Source organism: Maridesulfovibrio sp., from assembly GCF_963666665.1.
Taxonomy (GTDB): domain Bacteria; phylum Desulfobacterota; class Desulfovibrionia; order Desulfovibrionales; family Desulfovibrionaceae; genus Maridesulfovibrio.
Genome location: NZ_OY762999.1, coordinates 2,229,654 through 2,256,097, shown reverse-complemented (window position 1 = coordinate 2,256,097; position 26,444 = coordinate 2,229,654). Strand labels below are relative to the sequence as shown.

The following is a 26,444-nucleotide window of genomic DNA, read 5'->3' as shown; positions in this document are numbered from 1 at the left end:
TAGCAAGGGATGTGGTATATGCAGATTAATGAATTTATATTGAACGAACTGGTTTTATTGTGATAATGATTTTATATAGCTGTTGGTAATGTTGATTATCGTGAATGCTCAAATCAAAGGAGATCTTTGTGGACGGTTTTCCACTCTGGCTGATTTGGCTGGTTGCCGGACTTGTTCTGGCTGTGCTGGAACTTGTTGTTCCGGGCATGGTTTTGATTTTTTTTAGCCTTGGTTGTCTGCTCTCCGCTTTAGCCGCACTTATTTACAGTGATGCTTTGATTCTGCAGGTTGTGGTTTTCTGTCTCTCTTCTGTCGCATCGTTGCTGATACTGCGCCGGACATTTATGGGCTGGTTTCAGGGGCAGGTATCCGATGTTGTTGATGATGGGTATGAAAATTCGCCGGAAGGTGCATTAGCTGAAGTCAGTAAGGACTTCGGTTCTGACGGATTTGGTCAGATTAAGTATCGGGGTTCATTCTGGAAGGCTGTTTGTCCGTTGGACCAAAATTTTGTGATTGGTGACAAAGTACGAATTGTTTCATGGGCTGACAAAAGTAAGACTTCTTTTTTTGTGGAAAAATTTTGACAGTTGAGGTTGTGCTATGGCTCCCGCATTGATTGCAGTTATATTAATTGCTGTGGTTTTGGTGGTAATAATTATAAAGTCTATTCGGATTGTTCCCCAGAAAACAGAAGCAATAGTGGAAAGGCTCGGCAAGTACCGGGTGACGCTTGGAGCAGGGTTCCACTTTCTTTTTCCTTTTCTTGATCGTGTGGCTTATGAATGCTCACTCAAGGAAGAAGCGCTTGATACTTTGCCGCAGACTTGTATCACAAGTGATAATGTAAGTGTTGTAGTGGATGGGCTTATTTTTATAGAAGTTCAGGATTCCAAGGCCGCAGCCTACGGTATCGACAATTATCGATACGCTGCTTCGCAACTAGCGCAGACAGCGCTTCGTTCCTGTGTTGGTAAGCTTGCTCTTGATAAGACTTTTGAAGAACGTGATTCCATAAACGCACAGGTGGTTGAAGCTATTGATGCTGCCGCTGCTTCGTGGGGTATTAAGGTTTTACGTTACGAGATTAAGGATATCACCCCGCCGGACAGTGTTAAGGCGGCGATGGAAACCCAGATGATTGCCGAACGTCAGAAGCGGGCGGATATTGCACGCAGTGAAGGTGAAAAACAGGCCATAATCAACAGGGCCGAAGCTGCCAAGCTTGATGAAGTCCTTAAAAGTGAGGGCGAACGCGAAAGACTTATGAACGAAGCTCGTGGTAAAGCGGAAGCTATTACTACTGTGGCCGATGCTACAGCCAAGGCTTTGCTGACTGTAGGGGAAACGTTGAACAGTGCTGGTGGGGCAGATGCTGCTTCACTGAGGATTGCCGAGCGTTACGTGGAAGCCTTCGAAGGTCTGGCCCGTCAATCCACCACATTGATTCTCCCTGCCGAAGCAGGAGATGTAGCTTCCATGGTCGGAACAGCCATGAGTGTTTTCGGTAAGGTAAAAGGTAAGGACGGAGTCCCCAAAGCTGACAAGAATGAAGGGCAGGGTGATTTTGGATTTACTTTAGAATAATTAGCTATAATTTAAGTGATTTTCGTATATAATAAAACCCGGCTGTAATGGCCGGGTTTTACGTTTCAGGCGCACGGACTGCCCTTAGGCTATAGTGTTAGCTATTGTCCCAACGCCGGAGTACGCGGCACTGAGAACGCTTTTTTGGAAATCATAATCGCTACTGGTTGAAGAACCGAACTGGTCGGAGTTCATGTAATCAAGAGTCTTGGTTACAACCTGAGCCCCGAAGAGTTGCTTGTCACTTACCGCAGGTGCGGTATCCATTGTTGAGCTGATTCCTGTTACGTCCATAAAACCCCTCCCAAAAAAAGGGCAATATACGCGCCTATCTGTCAAATCGGATGAATTCTGAAATTCTTTAGGGTAAAAATAAGAAAAATTTAGTTTTCTTGGCCAACTGTATATAATCCTTAATTAAAGAGATAAAAAAAGTCCCCGCTTTCATCTAGTGAAAGCGGGGATCTATATCCGTTGTGTCGGACAGGATTATTTTTTGACCTGTTCCCAAAGCTCATTCTGTTCGATGAGGCTCATTTCGGAAATGTCCTTGCCCTGTTCTTTGGCGAGGTCTTCCATTTTGGCGAAACGCTCAAGGAATTTGTTGTTTGTGATATCCAAAGCGGTATTGGCTTTAATGCCTTTTCTGCGGCCCAGTTCAATAAGGGTAAACAGGTAGTCGCCGAATTCTTCAGCAATGGCTTCCTTGTTACCGGATTCCAAGGCGTTGTTCCATTCTTTCCATTCACTATCGAGCTGGCCCAAGCATTGTTCATCAGATTCATAGGTGAAACCGCTGCGGGCCGCCTTAGAATTGATGCGGTAAGCCTTGAGCATGGGCGGCAATCCCTTCGGCAGGGAATCGAAAATCTTTTTGTCGCCTTTTTTTTCACTGCGTTTGATTTTTTCCCAGTTACGAAGCAGTTCTTCCTGATCTTCAACTTTGGCATCCGCGAAAACATGCGGGTGGCGGCGAATCATTTTTGCGGCGCCGGAATCAACGGCATCAGCAAAGGTAAAAGCGTTGTCTTCTTCATAGCGCTGAGCAATGAACAGCAGCAGGAACATAACGTCGCCAAGCTCTTCCATTACTTCCTGCTTGTCGTCAGCACGGATCGCTTCTACCAGCTCGAAAGCTTCTTCAATTAAGGAATCGCAAAGGGTTTGAGGTGTCTGTTCTTTGTCCCAAGGGCAGCCGTCCGGTGCTGTCAGGCAGGAAATTACATCTTTAAGTTTTTCAATGGATTTTGCGCTCATTTAAATAGTATCGTTTATAGGGTTAGTGAGTTCTGAGTGGTCGGGAAACATTGATTTTATATCCAATGAATCAAGTACATTGTCCGGAGCAAAGCTGATAAAGAAGCTTGCCGTGGACATTACTTTAGGAGCCAGTTTGGATTTAGTCAGGAATTCTGAATTGGGCGTAAAGCTGTTCAGTACGACAATGATTATGCCGCCGACAATGATAGCTTCAACAAAGCCCAAAATTCCGCCAAGTACCTGATCCGCCCAGCTGAGCATGGTTACAGTAAGTATTTTCTTGATGGTAACCCCGATAAGAAAAGCTACAAAAAGCGTAGCTACGATAATGGAAAGGTAACTGAACGCTTTAACTGTTCCGGGGCCGTCGAAAAACGTCTGAAAATACGGGGCAAGCTCCTGATGGTATTTTGCGGCAAGATAAAAGCCGAAAATTAAGGAAAAAACGGAAATAGCTTCTCTGACTATTCCACGTAATAAGCCCCTGAAAATCAGAGCCCCGGCAATTACGATTAAAATGATATCCAGCGCATTAAGTGCTAAGCCTGCTGTTTGCATACTGAAATCCGTTAATAGTTATGTTTGTGAAAAAATGCGCGAACTCCGCGTGAAGCCTTATCAATAAAAGAGATAAAAGGAACCTAGCAGACCACAGAGGAAAAGTGAATATCATGAAGCTACTTGAAAATAATAAAAAATATGACAATCAAGTGAAAAATGAGGTTGTGTCATTTCGTGTTCTCAGGTAATTCTCGATTAATTTTGAGGGAATGGTTTTTTAGAGTCAGTACTTTATTGTTCATGCTTGGAGGATATGCGTGAAGTTGATTGAAACGGAATTTCCCGGACTTGTGGTCATTGAGCCAAAGGTTTTCAGGGATAAGCGGGGCTTTTTTCTGGAAAGTTTCAATAAAAATGTCTTTGCGGAAAATGGGTTGCCCACTGATTTTGTTCAAGACAACCATGCATATTCATCCGGTCTCGGCGTCATTCGCGGTCTGCATCTGCAGATGCCTCCTTATGCTCAGTCAAAACTTGTCTGGGTCACCAGAGGAGCTGTTAACGATGTTGTTGTAGATTTGCGTAAGGGATCACCAACCTACCGTAGATCGTTCAAAATTGAACTATCGGCGGATAACTTTTTGAGGTTGTTTATCCCCAAGGGATTTGCGCATGGATATGAAACTCTGACCGAGGAAAACGAGTTCATGTACAAGGTCGATTCTGGGTACGCCCCCGGCAGCGAGGCCGGGATCAGGTGGGATGATCCGGAGCTCAATATCGACTGGAAGACAAAGAATCCGGTACTTTCCGACAAAGACCTGGAGCTTCCTCTTCTGGCACGGTTTGACTCTCCGTTCGAGTTTTAAACTGGTTTGTGGAGAGTGTCTTGCTAACGCTTTTTCGCATAAATTTGTCAGGAAATAGGTGTTTTTCTTTATTTGGAGAGTTTGTGAAAAGTTTCATATTCTCTTGACATAGAAAGATTCTCTATTTTAGAAGAAATGGCGTTAATTGGTTGTTTATGTTTCACAAAACTTAAGGAGTAGTGGGGCGAGGTTATGGAGGAAAAAAGAACATCGAAGCAGTGTGGAGGAGTTCTTCCTTTCTTCATCGGTGTCCTTGCGAGCCTGATCGTTGGTTGGTGGGTTTTCCCGCAGGTTATTTATAGCCAGAAGACCCAGCCTATCGATTTCAGCCACAAGGTTCATGTTGAAGGTCAAGGTATGGACTGTGAGTCATGTCACATGTTTTTGGAAGACGGTTCCTTTGCCGGTCTGCCTTCCAACGAGCAGTGTGCTGAGTGTCACGAAGATGTCCTCGGAGAAACCAAAGCTGAGGAAGTTTACGTGACCGAGTATCTGCAGAAGGGTGTGGAAGTACCCTGGCTGGTTTATCAGTATCAGCCCGATAACGTTTACTTTTCGCACATGGCGCACCAAGGCTTCGAGTGTACTGATTGCCATCCCGACGTAGGCAACAGCGACACGCTGCCGACGTATTACGAAAACAGAATCAGCGGTTACAGCAAGCAGACCATGAAGATGTGGCAGTGTGAACGCTGTCATGCGGAAGTTGGTACCAGCAACGCATGTTACGTCTGCCATAAGTAAGTGAGGGACTGCAATGGGTATTGATCGCAGAACTTTTATTCAATTGGTAACAGGTGGTGTAGTTGGTTCACTCTTCACCCCTGTAATTTGGAAATCTCTGGATGACGCTTCTATCTGGTCCCAGAACTGGCCCTGGATTCCCAGACTGAAATACGGTTCAATCACCGAGCAGGCTTCTGTTGCCAAATTCGGTGCCAGCCCCTGTGCTGAGATTGTTAAATCCGTGGGTGGAAGCCCTTACCTCACCAGAGGAAATGCAGAAAACGCAATGAGCAAAGGTGGTGTTGACCCTGTCAGCGCCAGCGGCCCGCAGCTCATGTACAGCCCTTCCCGCATTAACGGTCCTATGAAAAAGACCGCGGAAGGCAAATACGAGTCCATCTCCTGGGAAGATGCTGAAAAGCTTCTCTCCGAGAAACTCGCAGCAGTTAAAGGACAGAAAGGCAAACTCACTGTTGTTTCCGGTGATATCACCGGTACCGCAACCGAGGTTCTGTCCGGATTCGCTTCTGAAATGGGGGCAGACTGCTACCTGATGCCCTCTGAAGAGCAGGGCGCAGCCGTTGCTCTGGCAAGCATGGGTGGAAAAGGCCAGATCGGTTATGATCTGGAAAATTCCGACTTCGTGCTTTTCGTAGGTGCGGATGCCATGGATTCATGGGGTTCGGTTGTGAGAAACCAGCGTGTTTACTCTGAAAGCCGTCCCACCGGTGAAGAAATTAAGACTACTTATATCTATGCCGGTCCTTTCCAGAATAACACAGCAGCCGCTGCAGATAAGTGGGTTCCGGTAGCTCCCGGCACCGGCGCGATCTTCTGTCTCGGTCTTGCTTACCATATGCTCAAGGCCGGAGCTTCCGCTTCCGCCTCCGACTTCGCCGACTTCAAGACTCTGGTAATGTCCAGATTCTCTCCCGATAAAGTGGAGAAAGCTACCGGCGTAACCGGAGTGGAAATGGCTGCAATTGCCAAGCGCATCATGAAATCTTCAGCTCCCGTTGTTGTTGCAGGCTCCGAGTTCGCTCAGGGTGCCGGCGCAGCAGACGTGATTGCTGCAGCCGCTGTTAACATGCTGCTCGGTCGTGTCAACAAAGACGGTGGAATGAAGATTCTCCCTGAACTGCCCGCAGCTGTTGAAGCTGCTGCAGGCCGTTCCGAACTGGCTGCTAAAGACTTTATCGGCTACCTCGCAGGTATCGCCGCAGGCAAAGTTGCAGCTCCTGAAGTAATGATGGCTTACGAAGCCAACCCTGTTTACGCTCTGCCCCAGAACACAGCTCTGGCTCCGGCATTTGAGAAAGCAGGTTTCCTCGTAAGCTTCAGCACTTTCATGGATGAAACAGCTTCCAAAGCTGACCTGATTATGCCCAACCCCACCAGCTATGAGCGTTTTGAAGATGCGCAGACTCCTTACGGTGTCGGTGCAGCAATGCTCGCAGCCAGTGCTCCTGTTGCAGAGCCTCTCTACAACAGCAAGCCCACTGTTGATGTAATTCTCGGCGTGGCTTCCGGTCTGGGTATCGACCTTGGTTACGAATCCTCAGAAGCCGTTTATCAGGCTAAAGCCGAAAAAGCAGGCGCTGACTGGGATTCCCTTGTAGGAGGATCTGCTTATGTATCTGATTCCACCGAATCAGATTCCATCAAGTTTGCAGCATCTGTTCTCTCCAAGGCTGTAGCCATGCCCAAGGGTGGAGAAATCGCTCTTGCTCCTTACTCCAAGCTTATCTTCGGTACTCCCACTGTGGCTATCCCGCCGCTGAACGTGGTTGCTATCAGCAAGTTTGAGCTTCTGGGTAAAGACCTTATGGTTCAGGTCAACTCTAAGACTGCCAAGAAACTTGGTGTGTCTGAAGGTTCCAAGGTCAAGCTTGCCGGAGCAGGCGGAGAGTGCGCTGTAAGAATCCACATTAATGAAGGCGTAATGAACGATGTTATCGCCGCACCTCTTGGATTCGGTCACACCGCATGGGATGCTTACTCCAGCGGTAAAGGCGAAAACATCTCCAAACTTCTCACCGTTGGTACTGAGTCCGGCACCGGTTTGTCCGTGTGGACCAGTTCTTTCGTGAGTATCGCCTAAATTAAAGTCAGGGGATTCACGTTATGCAACAATTGGAATTTGATACTAAATGGACCATGGTAGTTGATGTCGACAAGTGTACCGGTTGCGGTGCTTGTATGGTCTCCTGCCAGGCTGAAAATAACATAGCTCCCATGGAAGAAGGGTCTAACAAGCTTAAGACCCTTACCTGGATGCTTGTGTACGAACTCAACAACGGTAAGGAATTTCCCAACAGGGAAGTTGCCTACCTGCCCAGACCCTGCATGCAGTGCGGACATCCTGCCTGCGTTCCCGTCTGTCCTGTAGTTGCTACTACCAAGGACGAAGAAGGCGGTATCGTCAGCCAGATTTATCCCCGTTGCATCGGTTGCAGGTACTGTATGGCTGCGTGTCCTTACCACGCTCGCTACTTTGGTTGGCTTGATCCGGTATGGCCCGGCGGTATGGACAAGGCGCTGTCACCCTCAACCTCCACCCGTCCGCGCGGTGTTGTTGAGAAATGTAACTTCTGCCACTCCAGACTGCTTGATGCGCGTCAGCGTGCCCGTGCCGAAGGTCTGGATCCCGCCAAGATGCCTGACGGATGGTACCAGCCTGCCTGTCTGGAAGGATGCCCCACCGGCGCAATCTCCTTCGGTGATGCCAAGAACCCTGAGCACAAAGTTCATGAGCTGATTAAGAACCCCAATGCTTTCCGCATTCTGGAGTCTATCGGCATGGAACCTCAGGTGTACTACATCAGCCGTCGTGACTGGGTCCGTGAGCAGAGTGATAACCACGTAGCTGAAGACAAGCACTAGGAGGGAGGTTTACCATGGATAGCAATCTCTTCCCCGAAGGCGTAAAACGCTGCGGACTGCCCAAGTTCTTGCTCTGGATGGTGTTTCCTACTGCCATCCTGCTCTGGGGCGTCTACGCTGCTGTAAAGATTTTCTATTACGGCATCGGCGTAACCGGCCTTGACAACTACTTCGGGTTCGGCCTTTGGATTACTTTTGACCTTGCAGTTATCGCACTTGGTGCCGGTGCATTCTTCACCGGTTTTCTCAAGTACATTCTCAAGATCGATCAACTTAAAAATATTATTAACCTTGCAGTAGTAGTTGGATTTCTGTGCTACTCCGGAGCCATGCTCATTCTGACCATGGATATCGGGCAGCCCATCCGCGCATGGTTCGGTTACTGGCACCCCAACGTGCACTCCATGCTCACAGAAGTTATCTTCTGTATTACCTGCTACTGCACCGTTCTGATCATTGAATTCATTCCGCTGGTTCTCGAGCAGAAGCAGCTGAACAAGATTCCTTTCCTGCACCACTTTGCCCATCACCTGCACGTGAATATGGCTCTGTTCGCAGGAATCGGAACCTTCCTGTCCACCTTTCACCAGGGTTCTCTGGGCGGTATGTACGGCGTTATGTTCGGTCGTCCTTACGCCTTCCGTGAAGGTTTCTTCATCTGGCCCTGGACCTTCTTCCTCTTTGTTCTCTCCGCTGTGGGTTCCGGTCCTGTTTTCACAGTTCTGGTTTGTACCCTCATCGAGAAGATGACCGGTAAGAAGCTGGTGGAATACAAAGTTAAAGCTCTGATGGGTAAAATTGCCGGTACCATGCTCTGCGTGTACATGTTCTTCAAGATCATCGACACCTGGGCTTGGGCTGTTGGTTACCTGCCTTCCGTTGGCCTGACCTTCGACCAGATGTTCTACGGTAACATCTACGGCCAGTGGCTGCTCTGGACTGAGCTCGTGCTTTGCGGCGTAGTTCCCGCAATCATGCTGATCACTCCTTCCATCAGAAACAACCCCAGCCTGCTGTACACCGCAGCAATTCTGGACTGCATCGGCGTAACCATCAACCGTTACGTATTCACTGTCCAGACCATCGCTATCCCGGTTATGCCTTTTGATAACTGGGAAACCTACGCACCCAACTGGGCAGAATGGGCAACATCCCTTATGATCTGCGCATACGGTGCTCTGGTACTCAGCCTCTGCTACCGCTACCTGCCTATGTTCCCTCAGGAACTCAAGCTGAACAAGAAGTAGTCTTTCGGCTGAAAGCACAAGTTAAGTCAAAAGGCCCCGCTCGTGAGAGTGGGGCCTTTTCTCTTTTGGTTAATAGGGCCAATTGTATTAGATTTTACGCTGGAAAATCATAATGCTGGCTGGTATATTAAATTTATGATGCGTATGGGTATAAAAAAAACATCAAAACTTGCTGCTTTGCTGGAAAAGCAAGACGATCTCGAAGTCGGAATTCTTTTTGGCTCGACTGTGACTGGTAGCAACAGACCTGACAGTGATATAGATGTTGCTGTTTTAGGTTCATCCCTTCTTTCTTATGAGAGAAGAATGCAGCTTCGCGCACTTATTAGTATTGAAATGGGGCGTGAGGTAGATCTTATCGATCTTATGAATTGCCATGGATTGCTCCTTCAACAAATATTAACCACAGGTAAGCCTTTATTTGGACAAGATTCTCTTCTTCTTGCTCAAACCGCAAATCGCATGCTTGTAGAACAAGCCGATTATGAACCCTTACGAAATCGTTTAGTGCTAGCCAACTTAAAGAGAGGGTTCAGTGAATCGAAAAGTTATTGAGACGAAGCTTGTTTCCTTACAGCGATGTCTTGAAAGGATTAAGCAGAAGACTCCTAGCCAAGTGGAAGTGCTAGCTTCAGATTATGACTTACAGGATATTGTTGTTCTGAACTTACAACGTGCTGTTCAAATAAGTGTTGATATTGCAACTCATATTTTAAGTGCAAAATTCAAAATTCCCTCATCTATGGCCGAAAGTTTTATTTATCTTGGTCAGGAAGGGATACTGGATAAAAACTTAGCTGAACGGTTAGCGCGAAGCGTTGGGTTGCGTAATATTGCAGTGCATGAATATATGAACTTGGATTGGGTAATTGTCCACGCAGTTAGTGTCAATAATTTAATTGATTTTGCACGTTTTGGAGACGCAGTTTTGCGATGGTTGGATTCAAATCAGCAGTAGCTTTATAAGTGTTCATTTAAATAAAAAGCCTCCCCGCTAACGCAGGGAGGCTTTCCAGTTCATGCTGCCTATCTTAAGGCTAGTAAGGTAGAAACCATTTCATGCCTTTCATCTTTGCAGGAATGGGTTTTTCTTTTGACGGAGGATGTTTGATATCCCAGCATTCCATCTCCTGATCTATCCATGAAGGGCGGGAAAGTCTGATGGAGTTACCTGTGGTTATGGAATCATCGTCTCCGCTGAAGTGCTGGAGGATAAGGCTTACGTTGCCGTCTGCATCTCCCAGAGACCATTTCCAGACCTTGAGAGTTCCGAAGGGGTTCCCACGCCAGTCATTGGGCTTTCCAAAACGTTTTTCAATCTTGCTATAAAGCTTGTTGAAAAAGTCCATGCTGCCGTCTTCGTATTTGAGCTTCATGCGCAGGATAATATCCTTGCGTTTGCAGTTACCGACAACAACATATCCGCCCTTATAGCCTTCCATGTCTTTCAATCCGATCCTTTTAATATACTCCTCCTGCCACGGCGAGGTCGCTGAGCCACCTTCCAAGAGTGAATGGATTGTTGAAATATGGTTACCGATAGTTATACCTGCAACTGATTCCGGTGCGTTCTGGGCTGCGAAAGCACCAGATATGCTAAGTAAGGAAATTAATAAGGTCAGTAAGATATATTTCTTCATTTGATACTTCCTGTAGACCCGTAGGCCCTATATGAGAGTCAATCCTATCCCAGTAGTGCAACCGGAACATCCTGCGTTGTAATTTGCTATAAATCTTTCTTCCCAGTTGCTTATCATGTCAACTGTGGCTTTCAAGAACTTGTTGCTGATAACCGGATATTGTTCTTGGGCCTTCTTGAATTTTTCACTGGTCAGTCGAATGCATACGCAGTCTGATGTTGCCTTAAGGGTGAATAGCCGTTTGGAGTCGCCAATAAGCGAGAGCGCTCCGACAAAATCCCCTTCCTTGAAAGATTGGATCTTGGTAGTGCCTGCATTCAGATAGGCTTCCATGGAGCCGCTGATCAGGTAATACGCGGATTGGTCAAAGTCTCCGCTGACAAAGACATCGTCACCTGCGGAAAACTTTTCGCGCACGCAAAGGTATGCGATCAGTTTCTGTGCTTCAAGGTCAAGACCGGAGAAGTAAGGAATCTCCCTCATTATTTCCAAATGCTCTTGGTATTCGCTTGTTTCTGCTGCCATGACTAATGTGCTCCATGTACGAGTTCATAAAGAAGTCCCTTTCTGGACATGAGTTCCTCATAGGGACCAACTTCCATTAATTTACCAGCCTTCATGACTGCCACTTTATCATAATTCTTAATGGTATCCAGCCTGTGGATAACCGAGATAAGTGTTGCTTTGCCTTTCCATTTGGTTTCAAGAAGGCCCTGAATACGGTTCTGGGATCTGTTGTCCAGTGCGGAGGTCGCCTCATCCATAATCATGATGGGCGGATTCTTTAAGAAAGTCCGCGCGATGGCCAGCTTCTGGCGCTGTCCGCCGGAAAGTTTATCTCCCTTGGTACCAACCTGAAATTCCATGCCTAATTCAACCACTGTTTCAAGAAGGTCTTCCTCAATGAGCAGCTGGATCATGGATTGGTTAATTGCATCCTGAACCTTGGGATGGTCGGTTTTAGGTTTACCGAAGAGGATATTGTCCAGAATTGTTTGTGAAGGGATGAATTCAGCCATCTGATAGAAGCTGAATGCTTCCGGCATATCTTCGGATATTCTGGAATTGAACATCTTGCGTCCGTCAAGGATTAACCCTTTAAGTACCGCCGGAAGGGCAACAATTTTATGAACACCGGGTACAAATCCAAGAGCAAGGCGGAGCAGCATTTCACGATCCTTACCTTCCAGTTCCAACAGCGGGGTGTCGTCAATACGGGTAGTAAGCTGTTTGTAGTCTTCGAATTCTTCCGAAGGAATAGGGCTCTGCTCGAAGAAAACCTCGTCCGGCGGGAGATTGCCCAGAATATCGACGGTCTGTTTGGCTAATTCGCGTCCGAGGCTGAGCAGCGGTGTTTCTAATTGTGCTTCCTTGAGGAAGTTCTGGAAGTATTCATTGCTGACCAATGCACGCCCTGAGAAGCTGTTATCATTGGCATGACCAAAGGTTATATTGCCTGCCACTGAGGAGAAGTCGAGGTATGTTCCGTCCTGATAAAACTCCACATGCTCAGCGAGCCTGTCGCCAAAATCGGAATGGAAGTTTTGGCGCACCCTGACCAATCGTTCCGAAAGTTCAGTCTCTTTGTCCGGGTCAAGCAGCGTGTTAAGGCCGAAACGAAGTACATCGACAAAAATCCCTGCCTGTTGAATAGATTCAATCATATTGTCCCGACTGGGCATTTTCTGTTCGGCTTCAGGGTCTCCCTCAAGGACAGCAGCACAGGAGTAGAGCAGGTTGTCCTTGATAGTTCCTGAGAAAATGAACGGCGACTGGGCCACGATGCCCATGTTATGCACCATGTCAGCCTTAGTCAGTTCCCCGACTTCGTAGCCGTCGATTTTTACCGATCCTCCCGTGTATTTATATAGCTGAGATACACATTGGGCCAGCGTACTTTTGCCGCTTCCTGAGAAGCCTACAAGGGCCATCTGTTCTCCGGGCTTGAGCTGCATATTGATTTGTTTAAGCAGGCGTATGTTGCCGGAAACAGTGAATCCGAGGTTTTGGACTTCGATATTTCCCTTGAGTTTTACCGGAGCGCGTCCTTCTGGCTCAAGTTCAAACTCAGGTTTGGTGTCGAAGTATTCCATGACCCGGTTGTACCGGACGGCTGAATCATTATGAACCTGATAGAAGTCCATGAGTTCTTTCCACGGATCATAAATTTTTTCATAAGCAGAAAGGAATGCTACAAGTGCACCAAGGTCGAAGCGGCCCTGAATGGCAAGGTAACCACCCACGATAAAGAGCAAAAACGGGCCTAAGTTTTGGAAAAAGCTGTTCAGGACTTTGATGCCCTGTTTATAGAGAATCCAGGTAATCCTGATCTTGAAAAGACGATCGACAAAGGCGCCGTACTTACGGTTTTCAATGCGATAGGAGCCGTTTCCGTGAATTTCATGGATACCGGAAATAGTTTCATTGATATGGCTTGAGAGGTATCTCGTCGTATCGACCCTTTGTTTATTGGCCCTGTTTGATCTCTTCTGAAGCTTTGGAACCAGATAGATCACAAAAGGATAAAGGGCGATGGAAATAGCGGCCATGATTGGGTTCAGGAAGAACATGTATCCGGCAAAAGCTATGAGCGTGAGCAGGTTTGTAACCGGAACAGCTACGGATTGTCCGACGTATTCGCCGGCCGGTGCCAACTCTGTCACCAATGAGGAAACGACCATTCCCGGGTTGGCCTTTCGGAAATAGCTCAATGGTAAGGTTAATATATGAGCATACAATTCCTTACGCATTTTTGCCAGCGCTTCCTGACCAATGTATGTCTGCAGTACAGTAATCAGGTATTTCAGCAGGCTGGCGGCTACAACAGAGGCAATGTAGAAACCACAGTACATGAAGAGAAGGTCAACCTTGCGCATACTAATGGCCTGGTTGATGATTTTCTTCTGCATTTCCAAAGGAACAAGTCTGATTGCTACTGTAAAGAAGATTACAACTAGCAATATGAGTTGCAATTTCATATTGCTGTTCTTCACCCAGTAGGTTAGCGGACGCTTGGTGATCATTAACAACTCCTGTTTAGGCTATATATCTAACAAAAATTTATTACCTTTTTGTTGACGCAGCGACAAGGGTTTTCTAACTTATTAAAGGTAATCGTACTATCTGTCCCACATGAGAAAATTGAGGATATGGTTTTGGTAAATAATCCTGAGGCGCAGGCAGAGGTCGGCGTCACTTCTTCTTTTTCCCTGAAATCCGATATTTCTGAGCTCAGGGTTCTAGCTGAAAAGATAGAGAGTTTCGGCAGTGAACACGGTGTTTCTGATAAGACTGTGTTTGAACTTAATCTCGTGCTTGATGAACTTTTTACTAACCTTGTCAGTTACGGCTGTAAGTCGGACAGGCATAAGTTCGATATTGTCATGGAGTTGAAAGACGGAGTACTTACCATTTGGATTGAGGATGATGGCAAGGAATTTAATCCCCTTGATGCTCCTGAGCCGGATGTCGGCTGCAAATGTGAGGAACGCAAGGTTGGTGGATTGGGGATTCATTTCATGCGTAAGATGATGGACAGCATTGAGTATGCTTGGAAGGACGGCAGGAATAAATTGACGTTGACCAAAAATATTCAATAGCTTTATATACATATTAGATAAGTAGTCCGTTGTGCGGATTTTAATATTTAACATATCGGCAGTGCCGCTTACCGGTCGGTAATTTTGGAAAACGGAGGATAAGATGGGTCTTGAAGTTGGTGAGATTAAAAACGATGGTATTATTACCTTTAAGCTTAAAGGGCGTCTTGATTCGAATACATCCAATGATTTTGAAGAAAGGCTTCTAAGCCAGATTCAGGATGGTGAAAGCAAGATTATTCTTGATTTTGAAAATCTTGAGTATATTTCCAGTGCCGGGTTGCGGGTTCTGCTCAAAGCAGCAAGAGAGCTCAAAGGCGGGGATGGTAAACTTATGCTCTGTTCCCTTAAGGATTACATCAGGGAAGTTTTTGACCTTTCTGGATTCGTGTCTTTCTTGCCCATTTACGACACTATGGATGAATGTCTGGGCGCTTTCTAGACATTTCTGATTAATCAGGCCATATTCAGGCCTTACCTCATGTTTTTATTACTTCCTGTCTGCTTTTTTTGCGGACAGGAAGTTTGTTTTTTGAAACTGTAGTTGTTTATTGTTATAATAGCCGTTGCGCTTTCTTACATACACCGGAGGGTATAAAATGAGCGGTATATTCACATCTCTTGCCGTAATGATGTCACCGAGAGGTCTTGAGGCCGCTGGGCAAGGTGCCGGGTTAGGCGGAACTGTTTTTCTGGGAGTTCTTGTTCTGGCCGCACTTTCAGCCATCTGCACCGCGCGCAGTATGGACAAACTTTCTTCCGGGGAACTCCGTGCCACCCCTGTGGATCGCGTTGCATTCGGATTTCTCGATGCAGCCCGTTTTTTTACCCTGACCGTACTGGCTGTGTCATGGCTGGGTGTTGCCGGGTATGCGGTTAATGAAATTTTCATAAACTCTTTTCCTAATCTTGGTGCTTCTTTTACCATCCTTGCCCTTGCTGTCTGGGCCTGCTTTCTCTCGAAGAAATATGCCGGAGATCTTTTCGGCGGCACTTTAACGCTGGCCTTCCTGTTCTTTGTTTATGTGTCGGTAATGGTTAACCAGCCAATAACCGGAGGACTGGGCTATCCTACCGAGCTGCCGCAGATGTTTGCTCCGTTGCTGCCTGCAGGATTGGTTGAAGCTGGGCCTATGGGCTGGATGCAATTGATTTTTCTGGGCGTGTTGGCTTTTGTCGGATTTGACCTGCCTTTGGTTTTTGAGAATAAAGGTTCACGGGCTGTCCCGGCGATTCTTCTGGTGCTTGTTGCTTTTGGCCTTTTCGTCTGGGCCGCCTTACTGGTGGCGACTCCTGAGGAATTAATTAATTCGACAGTTCCTCATCTTGTTGTTGCTGCGCAGGTTCTTGAAGGTAAAGGTAGCCTGCTCATGGGCGGTACAATCGTATTCGCAACTTTTGCCGGTCTTTGTGCCCTGTTTCGTCTTTTCGGGCACAAGGTGCGCGGAGTTCTTGCTGAGGATTACTCCGGCTACGCTGTCGGTGGTGCTGCGGTCTTTTTAGGCGTAATTATCGCCATCATGCTGGACAAAGGCTGGGCAGGTAAGGATGAACTGGAATCCCTCATTTCCGCAGGGCTTTGCTTCTGGTTCGGCTCTTACGCCCTGATCGACCTTCTGGGTATTATTGCCATGCGCCGTGCCAGACGTTTCTACTTGCCCAGATTTCTGACTCTGGGACTGCATGCGATTGCCGCAGCTGTCTGTTGCCTGCATATCGAATTTATCAACTACTTCCTTTATACAATCGGCTGTCTTGCCGTTGCAGGTATTGCCCTTGGTTTTACTATGAAGGAATATTGTGACTATCCTCCGCTGGAAGAAGCTGAGTCTGAAGATGAGGACGAAGGTTCTTCGGAAGAAGGAGAAGACGTTCAGAGTGATCCGGTTGAGGATGACCCTGAAGATGAAGAGCTGAATATCGTCAGTTATAAATAGAGCTGGATATGCCTGTTTTTCTTGTTCTCCGGTATTAATTTGTTATTATTAAAATGAACACTAAAAGTGTTCATTTATTAATAAACAAAATACGTGGAGGTAATAATGGGCAACCGTTTAATATTGCTTCTTTTTGCTTCAGCACTTGCTGTCTTGGCAAGCTTTGCGGTCTTTCCGATTGCGGCTGATGCTGATGATGTCCCCCGGGTTTCCGGTGATTATCTGGAGCGAAAGATTGGCTCGGAAGGGCTTATAATTGTTGATTCACGCAGTGGTTCTGACTGGCGTGGCAGTTCGTCCAAGATTAAGGGCGCAATTCGCGGCAAGCCGGGAAATGAACAGGAATGGGCTTCCGATCTGCCCAAGGATGCTGAGATAGTAGTTTATTGTGCTTGACCCAACGAATACACAAGCTCCCGTGTGGGGCGTAAGTTGAAGAAGATGGGGTTTACAAACGTAAGCACACTTCTGGGGGGCTGGCATCAATGGCATCGGTCCGGTTTTCCGGTGGAACCTAAGTAACAAAATAGAGAGGGGGATTGCTAAGGCAATCCCCCTCTTTTTCTATTCCGGTTTCTCCATTTCAATCTTATTCAAGAAGCGGTGTTTGCGCAGGGCCGCCGACCTGAAACATTTGTTGACACGTTTGCGTTTCTCTTTGAGCTCTTCGCGCTGGGCAGCAATCTGAGCAGCCTCATCACCTTTAGGTTTATACTTGGTTTTGATGCCGCGGAAGGCGACCTTAATTTTTTTGTCTTGGAATTTCTGATCCAGTTCATCGACGATATCTGATTCTGTGGGATATTGATCCTCAAAATGCCTTACCCAGAAAAGCACTTCAAATTCTAATCCTAACTGTCCAAAGCGTTTGAACAAAATATTCGGGGCCGGATCTTTGAGTACATTGGGATGCTTTTTAACCACCTTAAGCATAATTTTTCTGGCCTTCTGTACCTTAGAGCCGGGAACAAGCGTTATCGGAATTGTTACCCTGATACGGGTGTCCTGATAGTTGAGGTTGACGATTTCACCCTTCAGGAAACTGGAGTTCGGTATGATGATCATAGTGTTGTCCAGCGCTTTTATGGTAGTATTTCGTATGGACACATCAACCACTGTACCGATGATCTTTTTGTGTTGCAGAGTGTCGCCTTTTTTGATGGAGCCGCCGAAGAGAATAATCAGTCCGCTGACAAAGTTGCTGACAATATCCTTCATACCGAAACCAATACCGATGGAAAGGCCGCTGGCTATCCATGTCAGGGCGGACATGGGAATGCCCAGCAGGAAGAACGAAGTAAGCAGGAATACTACCCAGACAATGTATGATCCGATTGTGGACAGGGTATGGGCGAGTGCTGATTCAATCCGCTGTCCATTGATTGAGGTGTTGTTCACAAAGGACTTGAGCCAGAAAAGAGCCAGCCGCGCGGTAAAGAACAGGATCAGGATATAGAAAAGGTTTTTTATTGAAATATCCGCTCCGGCAATGTTCATGTCCATGTGCCGGAATACAAAGCGGGCAAAGGGAATGCCGCCCATGTAGGATGTGGCCCAGCCGATAAACATAAATATTATTACCGAAACCGAGAGCGGGTAAAAAAGCTGAACCATCTGGTTATGGTGCAGTGCCTCACGCAGTCCCAGCTCGAATTTTTTTTGTTCCTCCGCATTGAGTTCCTGATCTTCAGGAGGCTGGTATTCCGGCTGAGGCAGGTCTGTGATCAGAATTGTTTTTAAGGCTGTGCAGATTTTCATGGTTACCAGAAAGAGGAACCATATCTGGGTCAGCATCATTGACTGTGTTCCGAATCCCAGCAGGGTGAAAAGAACCGATGCGGAAAGGATAATCTTATTGGCCTTGGATGTGGAACGGGTAATCTGGAGCGTGTATCGGTTGCGGTTGAAGTGCAAAGCAGCAAGGCCGGCGATACTGAGCACTAACCAAATTACGGATAAACATTCGGCAGGCAGAGTCAGCATGTGCATGATATCGCCTGCAGTCATCAGGCTCCAGAGGATGAACATTGGGGTGTAGATCAGCGGTGCTGGCTGAACTTTTTCCCGGGCCCAGAGAAAATTGCGGGTGCAAATGATAATCCCTAAGGTTATTGCCTCCGTCCATAATAATCCGGTTATCTGGTTGGCAGTGAAAAGGGTGAAAATCCGGGCAAACAGAATTGCCGTACCAAAAGAGATGAGGAACAGTCCTGTGTTATATAATGCAAGCCTGTGGTTGCTGAACATGGGACGGCAAAGCATCCTTTTTACCAATATGCGAAGGATCAGCCAAAGCACAATGGTAATGCCGCTCATGATTATCAGGAAGTTACTCCAGTCAACCCAGACAATGAGAGGGTGGTAGAACTTGGTGAAGCTATCCTTCCATTCTTCAAAAGCATAGCCGAGATCATTCCACGCCTGCGGGAAGAATAGAACCAGACTGGGCTCAAAGTAGAAGTTTTTTAAAGTTTGAGCATAAAAATTGTGGGTTACTTCGCGGTCCTCACTCATGGAAGCAATCAAGCTGTCTGATTTCAGGAGAGCCGCATCAAGGGTCTTTTTCAGGGTAGCCGCTTCATCGCGGACACGCAGATATTTACCTCTGGTTGAGGTAAGTTTCTGTTTTAACAGAGGATCTGTAATTTTAGTTTTGAAATGGATCTCATTGATGACATCAAAGCCCTGTTTGATCTTCTTGAGCCTGTTTTTTTCAATGAGCAGATCTGATTTTGCCAACAGGATATAATCCTGCACATCATCAAGCTGCATTATTACCGTGCGGTATGACCACGGAGTCTGTTTGGCCATTCCGCGCAGCATTTTTAATTGATCCAGCCGGACCTGCGCTGTGTGCAGCCGGGCATCGTATTTCTTGATCATCTCCGGAATATGTTGATTGAGTTTCTTTACAGCCAAATCCTGCCGATTGATATCGGCACCAAGGGTGTCGACCATGTTTAGCAAAGTCTGCGTGGCTGTCTCGGCCTGTGAATGTGTGGCAGTGGAGAAAGCGAGGAGTAAAATTGAAAGAATCAGGATCAATCCTTTTTGCATCTTTAGGGGCATGTTTTTCTCCAAGGCTTGACAAGCCTGCTATTTTTCCGGTTAATTATCTGCATCCGCTGACTGCTTTTCAGTTCGTTTCCTCACAGTCCTGCCTGTGATCATCTTTTCAAGAAAATTTTCCGGTACAGACCGGATCGTGTCCGGTAGAAAATTCTATCCACAAACATGTATTCTGCAGTCGGCAATTCTTATTCTTCAATGTACACTGCTGGTTGTACTAAATGTATCTGACAAATAAAACATTTTTTACAGCCCATTATAACCGGGAGAAGTATGGAACCCAATATTTATCTAATTGGTCCCCGCGCCTGCGGTAAAACAACTGTAGGAAAGCAGCTTGCCGATAAGCTTCGTCTTGAATTTTTCGATAGTGACGAGGAACTTGTGCGGAAAGCAGGCTGCGAAATTGCTCAATATGTCGAACAGCATGGTTGGGACGGCTTCCGTGATCTGGAGGCAGAGGTGCTTCGTGAATTATCCTTAAGGCAGAATGCGGTTATCTCCTGCGGCGGCGGAATTGTAGTCCGTGAGGAGAACAGGGCTTTGCTAAGTGATAATTTTACCGTTTACATCAAAGCTGATGTACAGACACTCGCCAATCGCCTACAAGCCGATCCAAACCATGATCAGCGTCCGTCGCTTACCGGAAAGTCAATTGTTGATGAAATCAGCGAAGTACTGGAAGCGCGGGAAGGTTTTTATTCCGGTTGTGCTAAACTTGTAGCGGACGGTGCAGGTTCCATTGAAGATGTTTGCAGAGAAATTTTAGTTAGCTACCAATCCTTCAGCAAAGGGGAGAAATAATATGAGCGGCAACACATTCGGACAGATTTTCAAGGTAACCACCTACGGCGAATCCCACGGTCCAGGGCTTGGCGGAGTTATCGACGGCTGTCCGGCGGGAATTGAATTAAGCGAGGAGATCATCCAGCTGGAACTGGACCGGCGTAAACCCGGGCAGGGCATTGCTTCCACCGCCCGCAAAGAGGCGGACCGGGTTAAGATCCTTTCCGGTGTTTTTGAAGGCCGTACCACCGGAACCTCCATTGGTTTCCACATCGAGAATACTGATCAGCGTTCCCACGATTATTCCAAAATAATGAACGTTTACAGGCCCGGACATGCAGACCGGACTTTTGATGCCAAGTATGGCCTCCGTGATTATCGCGGTGGTGGGCGTTCTTCCGGTCGTGAGACTGTTTCCCGTGTGGCCGGCGGTGCTGTTGCGCAGGAGTTTTTGCGCCAGCAATCCATAAGCTGCCAAGCTTACACAGTGCGTATCGGCGGAATTGACGGAGAAGTTAAAACCCCCGAAAAATCGCACGAAATGCCTTTCTTTTCTGCTGACCCGGATATCATTTCCCGTTGGGAAGAGCGTATCAAGGAAGTCCGTTCACAGGGCGATACCCTTGGCGGGGTGGTTGAAGTATGCATAAAGGGCGTGCCTGCCGGACTCGGTGAGCCTGTTTTTGATAAGCTGGATGCCCGCCTTGCCTATGCGCTTATGTCCGTCGGTGCGGTGAAGGGCGTTGAAATAGGTTCCGGCTGCAAGGCTGCGGACGCTCTTGGAAGCGAGAATAACGATTTTATGGATAGCGATGGTTTCTGCAGCAACAATGCCGGCGGTATTCTCGGCGGTATTTCCAGCGGGCAGGATATTGTTGTCCGTGCATATGTAAAGCCGATTCCGTCCATCAGCAAGCCGCAGCAGACCGTTGACCGCGACGGCAACGCAACTGAGATCAAGATTGGCGGCAGGCACGATATCTGCGCAATTCCGCGTATTGTGCCGGTGCTTAAATCCATGGCCATGCTTACGGTAGCGGATTTTATTTTGCTGCAACGAAGAATGGGTTAAAAAATGAAGGGCAGACACATAAGCGTCTGCCCCTTTTTTATTTCTTGGCGATTATATAACCGAAGCTGGTCCAGCGTCCGTTATCTACAGCGAGGGTTTTCGGATCATCGTCCGGGTCCTTCTTGCAGAAAGGATCATGCTTGGCGAATTCCGTCCACCAGTCCCATGCATCAGGTGCATAGCCGCTCTCGATAATTTCAAATCCGGCCCGCTTAAGGTCGGCAACAGTTCTGTCTACAGTTCTGAAGCATTCCTTCCACGGAAATTCCGGTTGTGAAACGTACGGTTCCAAGTCTTCGGGCAACGGTACATCAAGGTGCATGGGCTCGCCCAAGGCGAAGGTGCCACCCGGCTTGAGTATCCGGCGAATTTCCTTAAGGCATTCAATATAGCCTTCTTCGCCACTGATTCCGCGTACCATTTCGAGCGCTGTTGTAGAGGTGGCAAAGTCGAATGATTCAGAGGCTAGGTGCGTTTCAGGTACACCTATTTTCTGAGTCAAAACCAGATTTTCCACACCCCATTGCCGAGCGTTGGCTTGGGCATGTTCAACCATCGGTCTGCCGTCCATGCGGTCATCCCAAGGGTCAATACCAAATACGGATACTCCGTACTCCTTTGCGAGGAAGCAGGCCTGAACTCCTCGGTTACAACCTACATCCAGCAGTCGCGTACCGGACAGGATTCCCATTTTCTGGGCCATGAAGTCGCTTAGCTTCAAGCCTCCGGGACCGCTGCATTGTGCATAGATGGTGTCCAGATCAGTATATTTTGATGATTTTGAGTAATTTATCTGCGTCATTGGATGACTCCTATTGTTTTGGATTATTGGAACGAGCACGTAACATGCCCTAACCATAGTAAAACCGGAGTCCTCCGCCTGCCGCGGAAACAACCCGTCAGCAGACGGATTACATTACTATTCTATTTTTCATAAAATCCCCGTTAAATGTTTATCTGTTCAAGCCATAACAGATGTTATGGCCTGTTGTTTCGTAGAAATATTATAAAAGTTAGCCAGTGCAGGTCTTACAGATCTTAAGGTTAGTGAAATTACCTTCTTGATACTGGCGGATCAGGGAAATAAAATGATCCGAGTTCCAGATTTCTTCAAGGGTGTTCTTGTAGAGGTTACCAAGCACCACGGTTCTGCGCCAGTCGTGACAGCAGATGATCACATCTCCGTTATAAAGCACGTAGGCCTGTTTGAGGAATAGGTCACAGTCCCGCTTCAGCTGAGGCTTGCGGGCGCTCAGTTTACTGATGTCGTCTCCGGCACGGTTATCCAACTGGTGAATCTTGAAAGTTACATCCCGCTTGGCCCAATGTTTTTTAGCGTATTCCAATTCGTCGTGGACGATAGTGGTATCAAGGGTTGTGATGGAAACCTTGGGACGCTTAGCACCTTTCTTTTCTTTGATGTCGAGAAATTTATCAATATTATCAAGGATGTTAAATTTCTTGATGCCCATGGACTCAGTATAAGTCTCGGCAGTGTAGCCCTGAACTGAAACCCAGAGGTGGCGCAGACCGGATTCGATAAGTCTTTCGCTCATATCTTCGGTGAGCAGTGCACCGTTTGTGTTGATCTTAGTGCGGGTGAAAGGCTTTTTGTTCTTTTCAATGTAGGCGATACGCTCAGGCATTTTTTTGTCCATGAGCGGTTCATTCATTAAATAGGGGCTGACGCGGCCGATGAAATGCCTGCTGGTCTCATCGATGATTTTTTTGAAAAGATCATCTTCCATATGGCCCTGAGGCTGTGTATTATGAGTGTGTTTCCAGCCGCAGAACAAACACATGGCATTACAATAGCTTGTGGTTTGAATCTGAATGGCGCGCGGAAAAGAGGGACGGGGACGTTTTTTGTCCTTGATCCAGGTCATTAATTGTTGAAATTTGCCTTCGTTTTCCGCAGGCATATAATATTCACCCATGTGAGTTTACTCCTTGTAAAACTTATAGCGGGTAATTTAAGTGTCGGTATTCGGGGAGGCCGAACTTATAATGAGTTAACGAGCAGTGTCAACGTGTATGGAGAATTTGAAAATGAGTGTTCTCGTTGAATTGACTATTTTTCCCACAGACAAAGGTGAAAGCGTCAGTCCCTATGTGGCGCGAGTTGTGAAAATTATTCGCGAATGCGGCCTGCCATGCCAGCTTGGTCCCATGGGAACCTGTATTGAGGGAGAATGGGAAGAGGTCATGAGTGTGGTTACAAAGTGCTATCAGGCTCTTGAAACGGATTGCGAGCGAATCTATATGTTGATGAAAGCTGACTGCCGCAAGGGTGCTATGGATCGGTTGCACGGTAAAATAAAATCCGTGGAATCAAAACTTTAACAGGGTTAGGATATTTCGATGAAATTGATGAAGCTTGCCAACTGTTCAGCTCTATTCATTCTGTTGTTTGCCGTATCCGGCTGTGTTCATCTCGGCGTTTCGCATTTGGAGCAGCAGTCATGGAAGCTGGAAACTCCGCGAACTATGCAGATGGAGTTCATGACTTTTGATTATGAAATAGTGCCGCGTAAGGACAGTTTCGGCCTTCGGGGCAAGGCTTACGTTAAGAAAAACAGCGTGCCTATGTGGGCCGAGTGGATTGGTGAACTTTGGATTCAGGGCTATTTGAGTGACATGGACGGTGAAGTTTTGGCCCAAGGTTTACAGGTCTTCTCACCTGAAAAGCTGGAAGAAGGAAAGGGTATCCCATTTGATTTCGAACTCAAGCCGGATAAGCTTGATTCTGGGCCTCTGTATATTTCATTCGGTTACCGCATGGCACTTTACAAAAGCCGTGAAGACAACAACGGACCTCCTTTCATGGCTATTGAACGCGCTGTAAGTCAGTAACCTAAAGCGCGATCAATTCCAGATTGCCCCAAGCTCCGATTTTTGAATTGTATTGTACGAATACTCCATCAAGCCCGTGTTCCGAGAGAGCGCGGGCTTTTTCAATGACCAGCGGGACATCGGCAGGGGATTTGAGCAGGTTGGCGAGAGCTGTTGCTGCGGCATCGGCAAAACGTGCATCCTTGGCGCGGACAGTAACCAGATCACCGCTGCCAAGACTGAGGGAATGGCCGATTGTTCCGGAAGACGAACAGATGGAAAGCGGAAAGTCTTCGGCTTCAATTGCGAGGCCGATCTTAGCACCTGAATCAGGTTCCGAAAGCAGGGCCACTTTGCGCGATGAAGTGGAATGCATGTAAATATCGCCTCCGTTCTCCACAATAACATTTGAAGAAAATGGCAGCAGTTTATCCGCAACATATTGGGCCACGGCCCCGGCCACGGCCGCCATGGGGCCGACTCCACAAGCAAGAGCACCGTCAGCCATCGCTTTGATCACCGGATGTACTCCATCTGGTACCGGGACAGGTGCAAGGCTGGTTGCGAAATCAGGATTGAGAACAAAATGGCCTTGCAGAATGCCGCGAATCTCGTGGACAGCATCCAGAGCCTGCTCGCTCAAATCTTTTTCAGCAACAATAAATAGATCAGTCTGTTCGACAACAATCTGAAAAGAGGTCTCAGTGCCGGGAAGGGCTACATTGTTACGGTAACTGCGGGTGTGGTCAGTATGAATTTTCTTACTCAAGGTTGGTCCTGTTCGTCGTCAGGGAAAGTTAGCCGCGCTATACGGCGAAGCCAACTAAAATGTTCTGAAGGGTATAGAGAAAGGGAGACTCTTGCAAGAGTTTCCCTTTCTCCAGCCGCCGGAGGCAATAAAATTAGAAGCCTAAATCTTCATTGATGAATACTACGTGGATACGGCCTTGGGGCGAGGACTTCTCGGTAATTCCCCAGACATTACAGATGCGGTCTTTGGAATTACAGTCCTGACATTTACCGGTGACTGCACAGGGGGTCTTGCGCTTGAGACGCATGGCATTGACCGGGGCGGCGTATTCTTTGATACGGCTGACAGCAGCATCAAGGTCAGGGCAGAGCTTGTTACGGCCCACGAGAACTACGACATTGCGGGGGCCGAAAGCCATGGCAGCGACACGGTTGCCTGTGCCGTCCAGGTTTACCAGTTCGCCTTCTTCGGTGAATGCGTTGGCACTGGTTATGAACAGATCAGACAGGAGAGACTGACGGCGACGTTCGATTCTTTCAGCCATGGGCGGATTAACGTCATATGTGTCGATTACATTAACCTTTTGAAGTTTTTTGATTTGATCATAAAGGCCGGAATCAACTACGGTCATGGATCCGCCGAAGCTGATGGATTTGGGTTTCATCTTGGGGATGATTTTGTCGAGCACCAGAGAGGCTGCAGCTTTTTGGCTTTTTACAACGGATGTCTCATAACCATTGTCTTCGAATACTTCTTTTATTTCACCGAGTTTGATGTCCCAGAAAGTTTGTACGGGTTTCATATGGATCTCCTTAAAATCATTTCAGCCGCACAGGGGTGAGGCCGTTAAAAAGTTGCCGCTTGAAAAATATATGAAAAAAGCGGTGAAAAAAAAATGCGCACGTGATAAAGGTTATTAACCAAGTTGATAGAACTTTACGTCAGCATTATGTATGAATTCACTTTGACAGTATGGCCGCATCGGGTTATGCGGACTTGTTTTCGTTTTGCAGCAGCATAGATTATTCAGAGTGAGATTAAAAGCACTTAGCTGCACGGCCACATTGAAAACATTTCTTGACGATATCTGAAGTAGGGGATATATGTTCCCGTTCCTCGTAGCCGGAATCTGGTGTCCGGCTCTACTAACGTTATTAATTTTTGGAGAAATAGAACAATGAAAAGAACTTACCAGCCTAGCAAATGTAGAAGAAAAAGAACCCACGGTTTTCTCGTTCGTTCCCGCACCAAAAACGGTCGTGCTGTAATCGCAAGACGTCGTGCTAAGGGTCGTAAAAGATTAGCCGTTTAAGTTGGAAAAAGGAGCATAAGCTCCTTAGGAAGCCTGAATTTGATCTCTGCTATGAGCAGGGAAAAAAGCTCTACACAAAGAGTTTTATACTCTTTGTGCTGTGTCATGGTATCGGCCCCAGCGGGGTCCGTTTGGGCCTTACCGTGAGCAGAAAGAAGGGTCCTGCTGTTGTCAGGAACCGGATTAAAAGGGTTTTGAGAAGTTTTTTCAGGATTAATCAGGAAAATTTTCAGGTGCGTGCGGATATAAACATTATACCCAAGCGTGCTCTGGACGGCAAAGCCATAACCTATGATCTTGCCGAAAAAGAACTTCTCCCCATGATTGGAAAGATAAACAAGCTTTCCTGTGGCGGAGAGTGATGAGAAATCAG

30 protein-coding genes are annotated in these 26,444 nt (G+C 47.1%); 19 read left to right on the top strand and 11 right to left on the bottom strand.

Annotated elements, in window-relative coordinates:
• Nucleotides 1–128: 128 nt before the first annotated feature.
• Together ACKU40_RS10455 and ACKU40_RS10450 are read left to right on the top strand one after the other, a co-directional pair.
• Entirely contained in the window at nucleotides 129–587 is a 459-nt protein-coding gene (locus ACKU40_RS10455; protein ID WP_320172745.1) for an NfeD family protein, read from the top strand.
• Between the two features lie 16 nt (nucleotides 588–603).
• Nucleotides 604–1,587, top strand: a complete 984-nt coding sequence (locus tag ACKU40_RS10450; RefSeq protein ID WP_320172744.1) for a stomatin-like protein — start codon at nucleotides 604–606, stop codon at nucleotides 1,585–1,587.
• Between the two features lie 84 nt (nucleotides 1,588–1,671).
• Here the strand turns inward: ACKU40_RS10450 and ACKU40_RS10445 are convergent, their stop codons facing one another.
• The 3 genes from ACKU40_RS10445 to ACKU40_RS10435 all read right to left on the bottom strand — a co-directional run bounded on the left by ACKU40_RS10445 (nucleotide 1,672) and on the right by ACKU40_RS10435 (nucleotide 3,405).
• Nucleotides 1,672–1,881, bottom strand: coding sequence for a hypothetical protein (locus tag ACKU40_RS10445; protein ID WP_320172743.1), 210 nt, complete (start codon nucleotides 1,879–1,881; stop codon nucleotides 1,672–1,674).
• Nucleotides 1,882–2,076: 195 nt separating this feature from the next.
• The gene (mazG, locus tag ACKU40_RS10440; protein ID WP_320172742.1) at nucleotides 2,077–2,844 is read right to left on the bottom strand and encodes a nucleoside triphosphate pyrophosphohydrolase; all 768 of its coding nucleotides are present in this window, start codon (nucleotides 2,842–2,844) and stop codon (nucleotides 2,077–2,079) included.
• Nucleotides 2,845–3,405 carry a CvpA family protein gene (locus ACKU40_RS10435; protein WP_320172741.1) on the bottom strand — a complete coding sequence of 187 codons (561 nt, stop codon included), beginning with the start codon at nucleotides 3,403–3,405 and terminating at the stop codon, nucleotides 2,845–2,847. It lies immediately after the preceding gene.
• A gap of 260 nt (nucleotides 3,406–3,665) precedes the next feature.
• Between ACKU40_RS10435 and rfbC the strand changes: the two genes are divergently transcribed.
• From rfbC to hepT, 7 genes are all read left to right on the top strand, one after another.
• Nucleotides 3,666–4,217: a dTDP-4-dehydrorhamnose 3,5-epimerase gene (gene rfbC, locus ACKU40_RS10430; RefSeq protein WP_320172740.1), complete on the top strand. Its 552-nt coding sequence runs from the start codon at nucleotides 3,666–3,668 to the stop codon at nucleotides 4,215–4,217.
• A gap of 192 nt (nucleotides 4,218–4,409) precedes the next feature.
• Nucleotides 4,410–4,961 carry a menaquinone reductase multiheme cytochrome c subunit QrcA gene (gene qrcA / locus ACKU40_RS10425; RefSeq protein ID WP_320172739.1) on the top strand — a complete coding sequence of 184 codons (552 nt, stop codon included), beginning with the start codon at nucleotides 4,410–4,412 and terminating at the stop codon, nucleotides 4,959–4,961.
• 13 nt (nucleotides 4,962–4,974) lie between these two features.
• A complete protein-coding gene (gene qrcB / locus ACKU40_RS10420; RefSeq protein ID WP_320172738.1) occupies nucleotides 4,975–7,044 on the top strand; it encodes a menaquinone reductase molybdopterin-binding-like subunit QrcB in 2,070 nt (689 codons plus the stop codon).
• Nucleotides 7,045–7,067: 23 nt separating this feature from the next.
• Nucleotides 7,068–7,826 (top strand): menaquinone reductase iron-sulfur cluster-binding subunit QrcC, encoded by a 759-nt coding sequence (gene qrcC, locus ACKU40_RS10415; protein ID WP_320172737.1) that lies wholly within the window; start codon nucleotides 7,068–7,070, stop codon nucleotides 7,824–7,826.
• Nucleotides 7,827–7,840: 14 nt separating this feature from the next.
• On the top strand, nucleotides 7,841–9,073 hold the full coding sequence (qrcD, locus tag ACKU40_RS10410; protein ID WP_320172736.1) for a menaquinone reductase integral membrane subunit QrcD: 1,233 nt from the start codon (nucleotides 7,841–7,843) through the stop codon (nucleotides 9,071–9,073).
• Nucleotides 9,074–9,121: 48 nt separating this feature from the next.
• Nucleotides 9,122–9,628: a type VII toxin-antitoxin system MntA family adenylyltransferase antitoxin gene (gene mntA / locus ACKU40_RS10405; protein WP_320172735.1), complete on the top strand. Its 507-nt coding sequence runs from the start codon at nucleotides 9,122–9,124 to the stop codon at nucleotides 9,626–9,628.
• Nucleotides 9,609–10,031 (top strand): type VII toxin-antitoxin system HepT family RNase toxin, encoded by a 423-nt coding sequence (gene hepT / locus ACKU40_RS10400; protein ID WP_320172734.1) that lies wholly within the window; start codon nucleotides 9,609–9,611, stop codon nucleotides 10,029–10,031. The genes mntA and hepT overlap by 20 nt, the downstream gene beginning before the upstream one ends.
• A gap of 79 nt (nucleotides 10,032–10,110) precedes the next feature.
• Here hepT and ACKU40_RS10395 read toward each other — a convergent pair whose 3' ends face one another.
• The 3 genes from ACKU40_RS10395 to ACKU40_RS10385 are packed head-to-tail and all read right to left on the bottom strand — an operon-like array spanning nucleotide 10,111 to nucleotide 13,736.
• Entirely contained in the window at nucleotides 10,111–10,713 is a 603-nt protein-coding gene (locus ACKU40_RS10395) for a hypothetical protein (protein WP_320172733.1), read from the bottom strand.
• 27 nt (nucleotides 10,714–10,740) lie between these two features.
• Nucleotides 10,741–11,238, bottom strand: coding sequence for a cyclic nucleotide-binding domain-containing protein (locus ACKU40_RS10390; RefSeq protein WP_320172732.1), 498 nt, complete (start codon nucleotides 11,236–11,238; stop codon nucleotides 10,741–10,743).
• Nucleotides 11,239–11,240: 2 nt separating this feature from the next.
• Nucleotides 11,241–13,736, bottom strand: a complete 2,496-nt coding sequence (locus ACKU40_RS10385; protein ID WP_320172731.1) for an ABC transporter ATP-binding protein/permease — start codon at nucleotides 13,734–13,736, stop codon at nucleotides 11,241–11,243.
• A gap of 126 nt (nucleotides 13,737–13,862) precedes the next feature.
• On the opposite strand from ACKU40_RS10385, the gene ACKU40_RS10380 reads away from it, so the two are divergent.
• The 4 genes from ACKU40_RS10380 to ACKU40_RS10365 all read left to right on the top strand — a co-directional run bounded on the left by ACKU40_RS10380 (nucleotide 13,863) and on the right by ACKU40_RS10365 (nucleotide 16,771).
• Nucleotides 13,863–14,312, top strand: coding sequence for an ATP-binding protein (locus ACKU40_RS10380; RefSeq protein ID WP_320172730.1), 450 nt, complete (start codon nucleotides 13,863–13,865; stop codon nucleotides 14,310–14,312).
• A 103-nt stretch (nucleotides 14,313–14,415) separates the two neighbouring features.
• Nucleotides 14,416–14,754 (top strand): STAS domain-containing protein, encoded by a 339-nt coding sequence (locus ACKU40_RS10375; RefSeq protein WP_320172729.1) that lies wholly within the window; start codon nucleotides 14,416–14,418, stop codon nucleotides 14,752–14,754.
• Nucleotides 14,755–14,911: 157 nt separating this feature from the next.
• Nucleotides 14,912–16,249, top strand: coding sequence for an APC family permease (locus ACKU40_RS10370; protein ID WP_320172728.1), 1,338 nt, complete (start codon nucleotides 14,912–14,914; stop codon nucleotides 16,247–16,249).
• Between the two features lie 105 nt (nucleotides 16,250–16,354).
• A complete protein-coding gene (locus tag ACKU40_RS10365) occupies nucleotides 16,355–16,771 on the top strand; it encodes a rhodanese-related (seleno)protein (RefSeq protein WP_320172727.1) in 417 nt (138 codons plus the stop codon).
• Nucleotides 16,772–16,813: 42 nt separating this feature from the next.
• Here ACKU40_RS10365 and ACKU40_RS10360 read toward each other — a convergent pair whose 3' ends face one another.
• Nucleotides 16,814–19,318 carry a mechanosensitive ion channel domain-containing protein gene (locus tag ACKU40_RS10360; RefSeq protein ID WP_320172726.1) on the bottom strand — a complete coding sequence of 835 codons (2,505 nt, stop codon included), beginning with the start codon at nucleotides 19,316–19,318 and terminating at the stop codon, nucleotides 16,814–16,816.
• Nucleotides 19,319–19,591: 273 nt separating this feature from the next.
• Here ACKU40_RS10360 and aroL point away from each other — a divergent pair, with 273 nt between their 5' ends.
• Nucleotides 19,592–20,122 carry a shikimate kinase AroL gene (aroL, locus tag ACKU40_RS10355; protein WP_320172725.1) on the top strand — a complete coding sequence of 177 codons (531 nt, stop codon included), beginning with the start codon at nucleotides 19,592–19,594 and terminating at the stop codon, nucleotides 20,120–20,122.
• 1 nt (nucleotide 20,123) lies between these two features.
• Nucleotides 20,124–21,176, top strand: a complete 1,053-nt coding sequence (gene aroC / locus ACKU40_RS10350; RefSeq protein ID WP_320172724.1) for a chorismate synthase — start codon at nucleotides 20,124–20,126, stop codon at nucleotides 21,174–21,176.
• A 37-nt stretch (nucleotides 21,177–21,213) separates the two neighbouring features.
• Here the strand turns inward: aroC and ACKU40_RS10345 are convergent, their stop codons facing one another.
• Together ACKU40_RS10345 and ACKU40_RS10340 are read right to left on the bottom strand one after the other, a co-directional pair.
• Entirely contained in the window at nucleotides 21,214–21,978 is a 765-nt protein-coding gene (locus tag ACKU40_RS10345; RefSeq protein WP_320172723.1) for a class I SAM-dependent methyltransferase, read from the bottom strand.
• A gap of 211 nt (nucleotides 21,979–22,189) precedes the next feature.
• The gene (locus ACKU40_RS10340) at nucleotides 22,190–23,113 is read right to left on the bottom strand and encodes an SPASM domain-containing protein (protein WP_320172722.1); all 924 of its coding nucleotides are present in this window, start codon (nucleotides 23,111–23,113) and stop codon (nucleotides 22,190–22,192) included.
• Between the two features lie 112 nt (nucleotides 23,114–23,225).
• Between ACKU40_RS10340 and ACKU40_RS10335 the strand changes: the two genes are divergently transcribed.
• Both ACKU40_RS10335 and ACKU40_RS10330 read left to right on the top strand, forming a co-directional pair.
• Nucleotides 23,226–23,519 carry an MTH1187 family thiamine-binding protein gene (locus ACKU40_RS10335; protein ID WP_320172721.1) on the top strand — a complete coding sequence of 98 codons (294 nt, stop codon included), beginning with the start codon at nucleotides 23,226–23,228 and terminating at the stop codon, nucleotides 23,517–23,519.
• A gap of 18 nt (nucleotides 23,520–23,537) precedes the next feature.
• Nucleotides 23,538–24,029, top strand: a complete 492-nt coding sequence (locus ACKU40_RS10330) for a hypothetical protein (RefSeq protein WP_320172720.1) — start codon at nucleotides 23,538–23,540, stop codon at nucleotides 24,027–24,029.
• Nucleotide 24,030: 1 nt separating this feature from the next.
• Here the strand turns inward: ACKU40_RS10330 and ACKU40_RS10325 are convergent, their stop codons facing one another.
• Together ACKU40_RS10325 and ACKU40_RS10320 are read right to left on the bottom strand one after the other, a co-directional pair.
• Entirely contained in the window at nucleotides 24,031–24,777 is a 747-nt protein-coding gene (locus ACKU40_RS10325; RefSeq protein ID WP_320172719.1) for a UPF0280 family protein, read from the bottom strand.
• A 133-nt stretch (nucleotides 24,778–24,910) separates the two neighbouring features.
• Nucleotides 24,911–25,561, bottom strand: a complete 651-nt coding sequence (locus ACKU40_RS10320; RefSeq protein ID WP_320172718.1) for a lactate utilization protein — start codon at nucleotides 25,559–25,561, stop codon at nucleotides 24,911–24,913.
• A 375-nt stretch (nucleotides 25,562–25,936) separates the two neighbouring features.
• On the opposite strand from ACKU40_RS10320, the gene rpmH reads away from it, so the two are divergent.
• Together rpmH and rnpA are read left to right on the top strand one after the other, a co-directional pair.
• Entirely contained in the window at nucleotides 25,937–26,071 is a 135-nt protein-coding gene (gene rpmH / locus ACKU40_RS10315) for a 50S ribosomal protein L34 (RefSeq protein WP_015850946.1), read from the top strand.
• On the top strand, nucleotides 26,059–26,433 hold the full coding sequence (gene rnpA / locus ACKU40_RS10310; RefSeq protein ID WP_320176372.1) for a ribonuclease P protein component: 375 nt from the start codon (nucleotides 26,059–26,061) through the stop codon (nucleotides 26,431–26,433). The genes rpmH and rnpA overlap by 13 nt, the downstream gene beginning before the upstream one ends.
• The last annotated feature ends 11 nt before the right edge of the window (nucleotides 26,434–26,444 follow it).

Bases quoted from the DNA above. Each gene is read 5' to 3' on its own strand.
- ACKU40_RS10385 (WP_320172731.1), bottom strand. From the start codon at position 13,736: ATGATCACCAAGCGTCCGCTAACCTACTGGGTGAAGAACAGCAATATG.
- qrcB (WP_320172738.1), top strand. From the start codon at position 4,975: ATGGGTATTGATCGCAGAACTTTTATTCAATTGGTAACAGGTGGTGTA.
- aroL (WP_320172725.1), top strand. From the start codon at position 19,592: ATGGAACCCAATATTTATCTAATTGGTCCCCGCGCCTGCGGTAAAACA.
- ACKU40_RS10450 (WP_320172744.1), top strand. From the start codon at position 604: ATGGCTCCCGCATTGATTGCAGTTATATTAATTGCTGTGGTTTTGGTG.
- ACKU40_RS10445 (WP_320172743.1), bottom strand. From the start codon at position 1,881: ATGGACGTAACAGGAATCAGCTCAACAATGGATACCGCACCTGCGGTA.
- ACKU40_RS10360 (WP_320172726.1), bottom strand. From the start codon at position 19,318: ATGCCCCTAAAGATGCAAAAAGGATTGATCCTGATTCTTTCAATTTTA.
- rpmH (WP_015850946.1), top strand. From the start codon at position 25,937: ATGAAAAGAACTTACCAGCCTAGCAAATGTAGAAGAAAAAGAACCCAC.
- ACKU40_RS10330 (WP_320172720.1), top strand. From the start codon at position 23,538: ATGAAATTGATGAAGCTTGCCAACTGTTCAGCTCTATTCATTCTGTTG.
- ACKU40_RS10395 (WP_320172733.1), bottom strand. From the start codon at position 10,713: ATGAAGAAATATATCTTACTGACCTTATTAATTTCCTTACTTAGCATA.
- aroC (WP_320172724.1), top strand. From the start codon at position 20,124: ATGAGCGGCAACACATTCGGACAGATTTTCAAGGTAACCACCTACGGC.
- ACKU40_RS10435 (WP_320172741.1), bottom strand. From the start codon at position 3,405: ATGCAAACAGCAGGCTTAGCACTTAATGCGCTGGATATCATTTTAATC.
- ACKU40_RS10380 (WP_320172730.1), top strand. From the start codon at position 13,863: ATGGTTTTGGTAAATAATCCTGAGGCGCAGGCAGAGGTCGGCGTCACT.
- ACKU40_RS10345 (WP_320172723.1), bottom strand. From the start codon at position 21,978: ATGACGCAGATAAATTACTCAAAATCATCAAAATATACTGATCTGGAC.
- ACKU40_RS10320 (WP_320172718.1), bottom strand. From the start codon at position 25,561: ATGAAACCCGTACAAACTTTCTGGGACATCAAACTCGGTGAAATAAAA.
- ACKU40_RS10335 (WP_320172721.1), top strand. From the start codon at position 23,226: ATGAGTGTTCTCGTTGAATTGACTATTTTTCCCACAGACAAAGGTGAA.
- ACKU40_RS10375 (WP_320172729.1), top strand. From the start codon at position 14,416: ATGGGTCTTGAAGTTGGTGAGATTAAAAACGATGGTATTATTACCTTT.
- qrcC (WP_320172737.1), top strand. From the start codon at position 7,068: ATGCAACAATTGGAATTTGATACTAAATGGACCATGGTAGTTGATGTC.
- ACKU40_RS10390 (WP_320172732.1), bottom strand. From the start codon at position 11,238: ATGGCAGCAGAAACAAGCGAATACCAAGAGCATTTGGAAATAATGAGG.
- ACKU40_RS10340 (WP_320172722.1), bottom strand. From the start codon at position 23,113: ATGGGTGAATATTATATGCCTGCGGAAAACGAAGGCAAATTTCAACAA.
- qrcD (WP_320172736.1), top strand. From the start codon at position 7,841: ATGGATAGCAATCTCTTCCCCGAAGGCGTAAAACGCTGCGGACTGCCC.
- ACKU40_RS10370 (WP_320172728.1), top strand. From the start codon at position 14,912: ATGAGCGGTATATTCACATCTCTTGCCGTAATGATGTCACCGAGAGGT.
- qrcA (WP_320172739.1), top strand. From the start codon at position 4,410: ATGGAGGAAAAAAGAACATCGAAGCAGTGTGGAGGAGTTCTTCCTTTC.
- mazG (WP_320172742.1), bottom strand. From the start codon at position 2,844: ATGAGCGCAAAATCCATTGAAAAACTTAAAGATGTAATTTCCTGCCTG.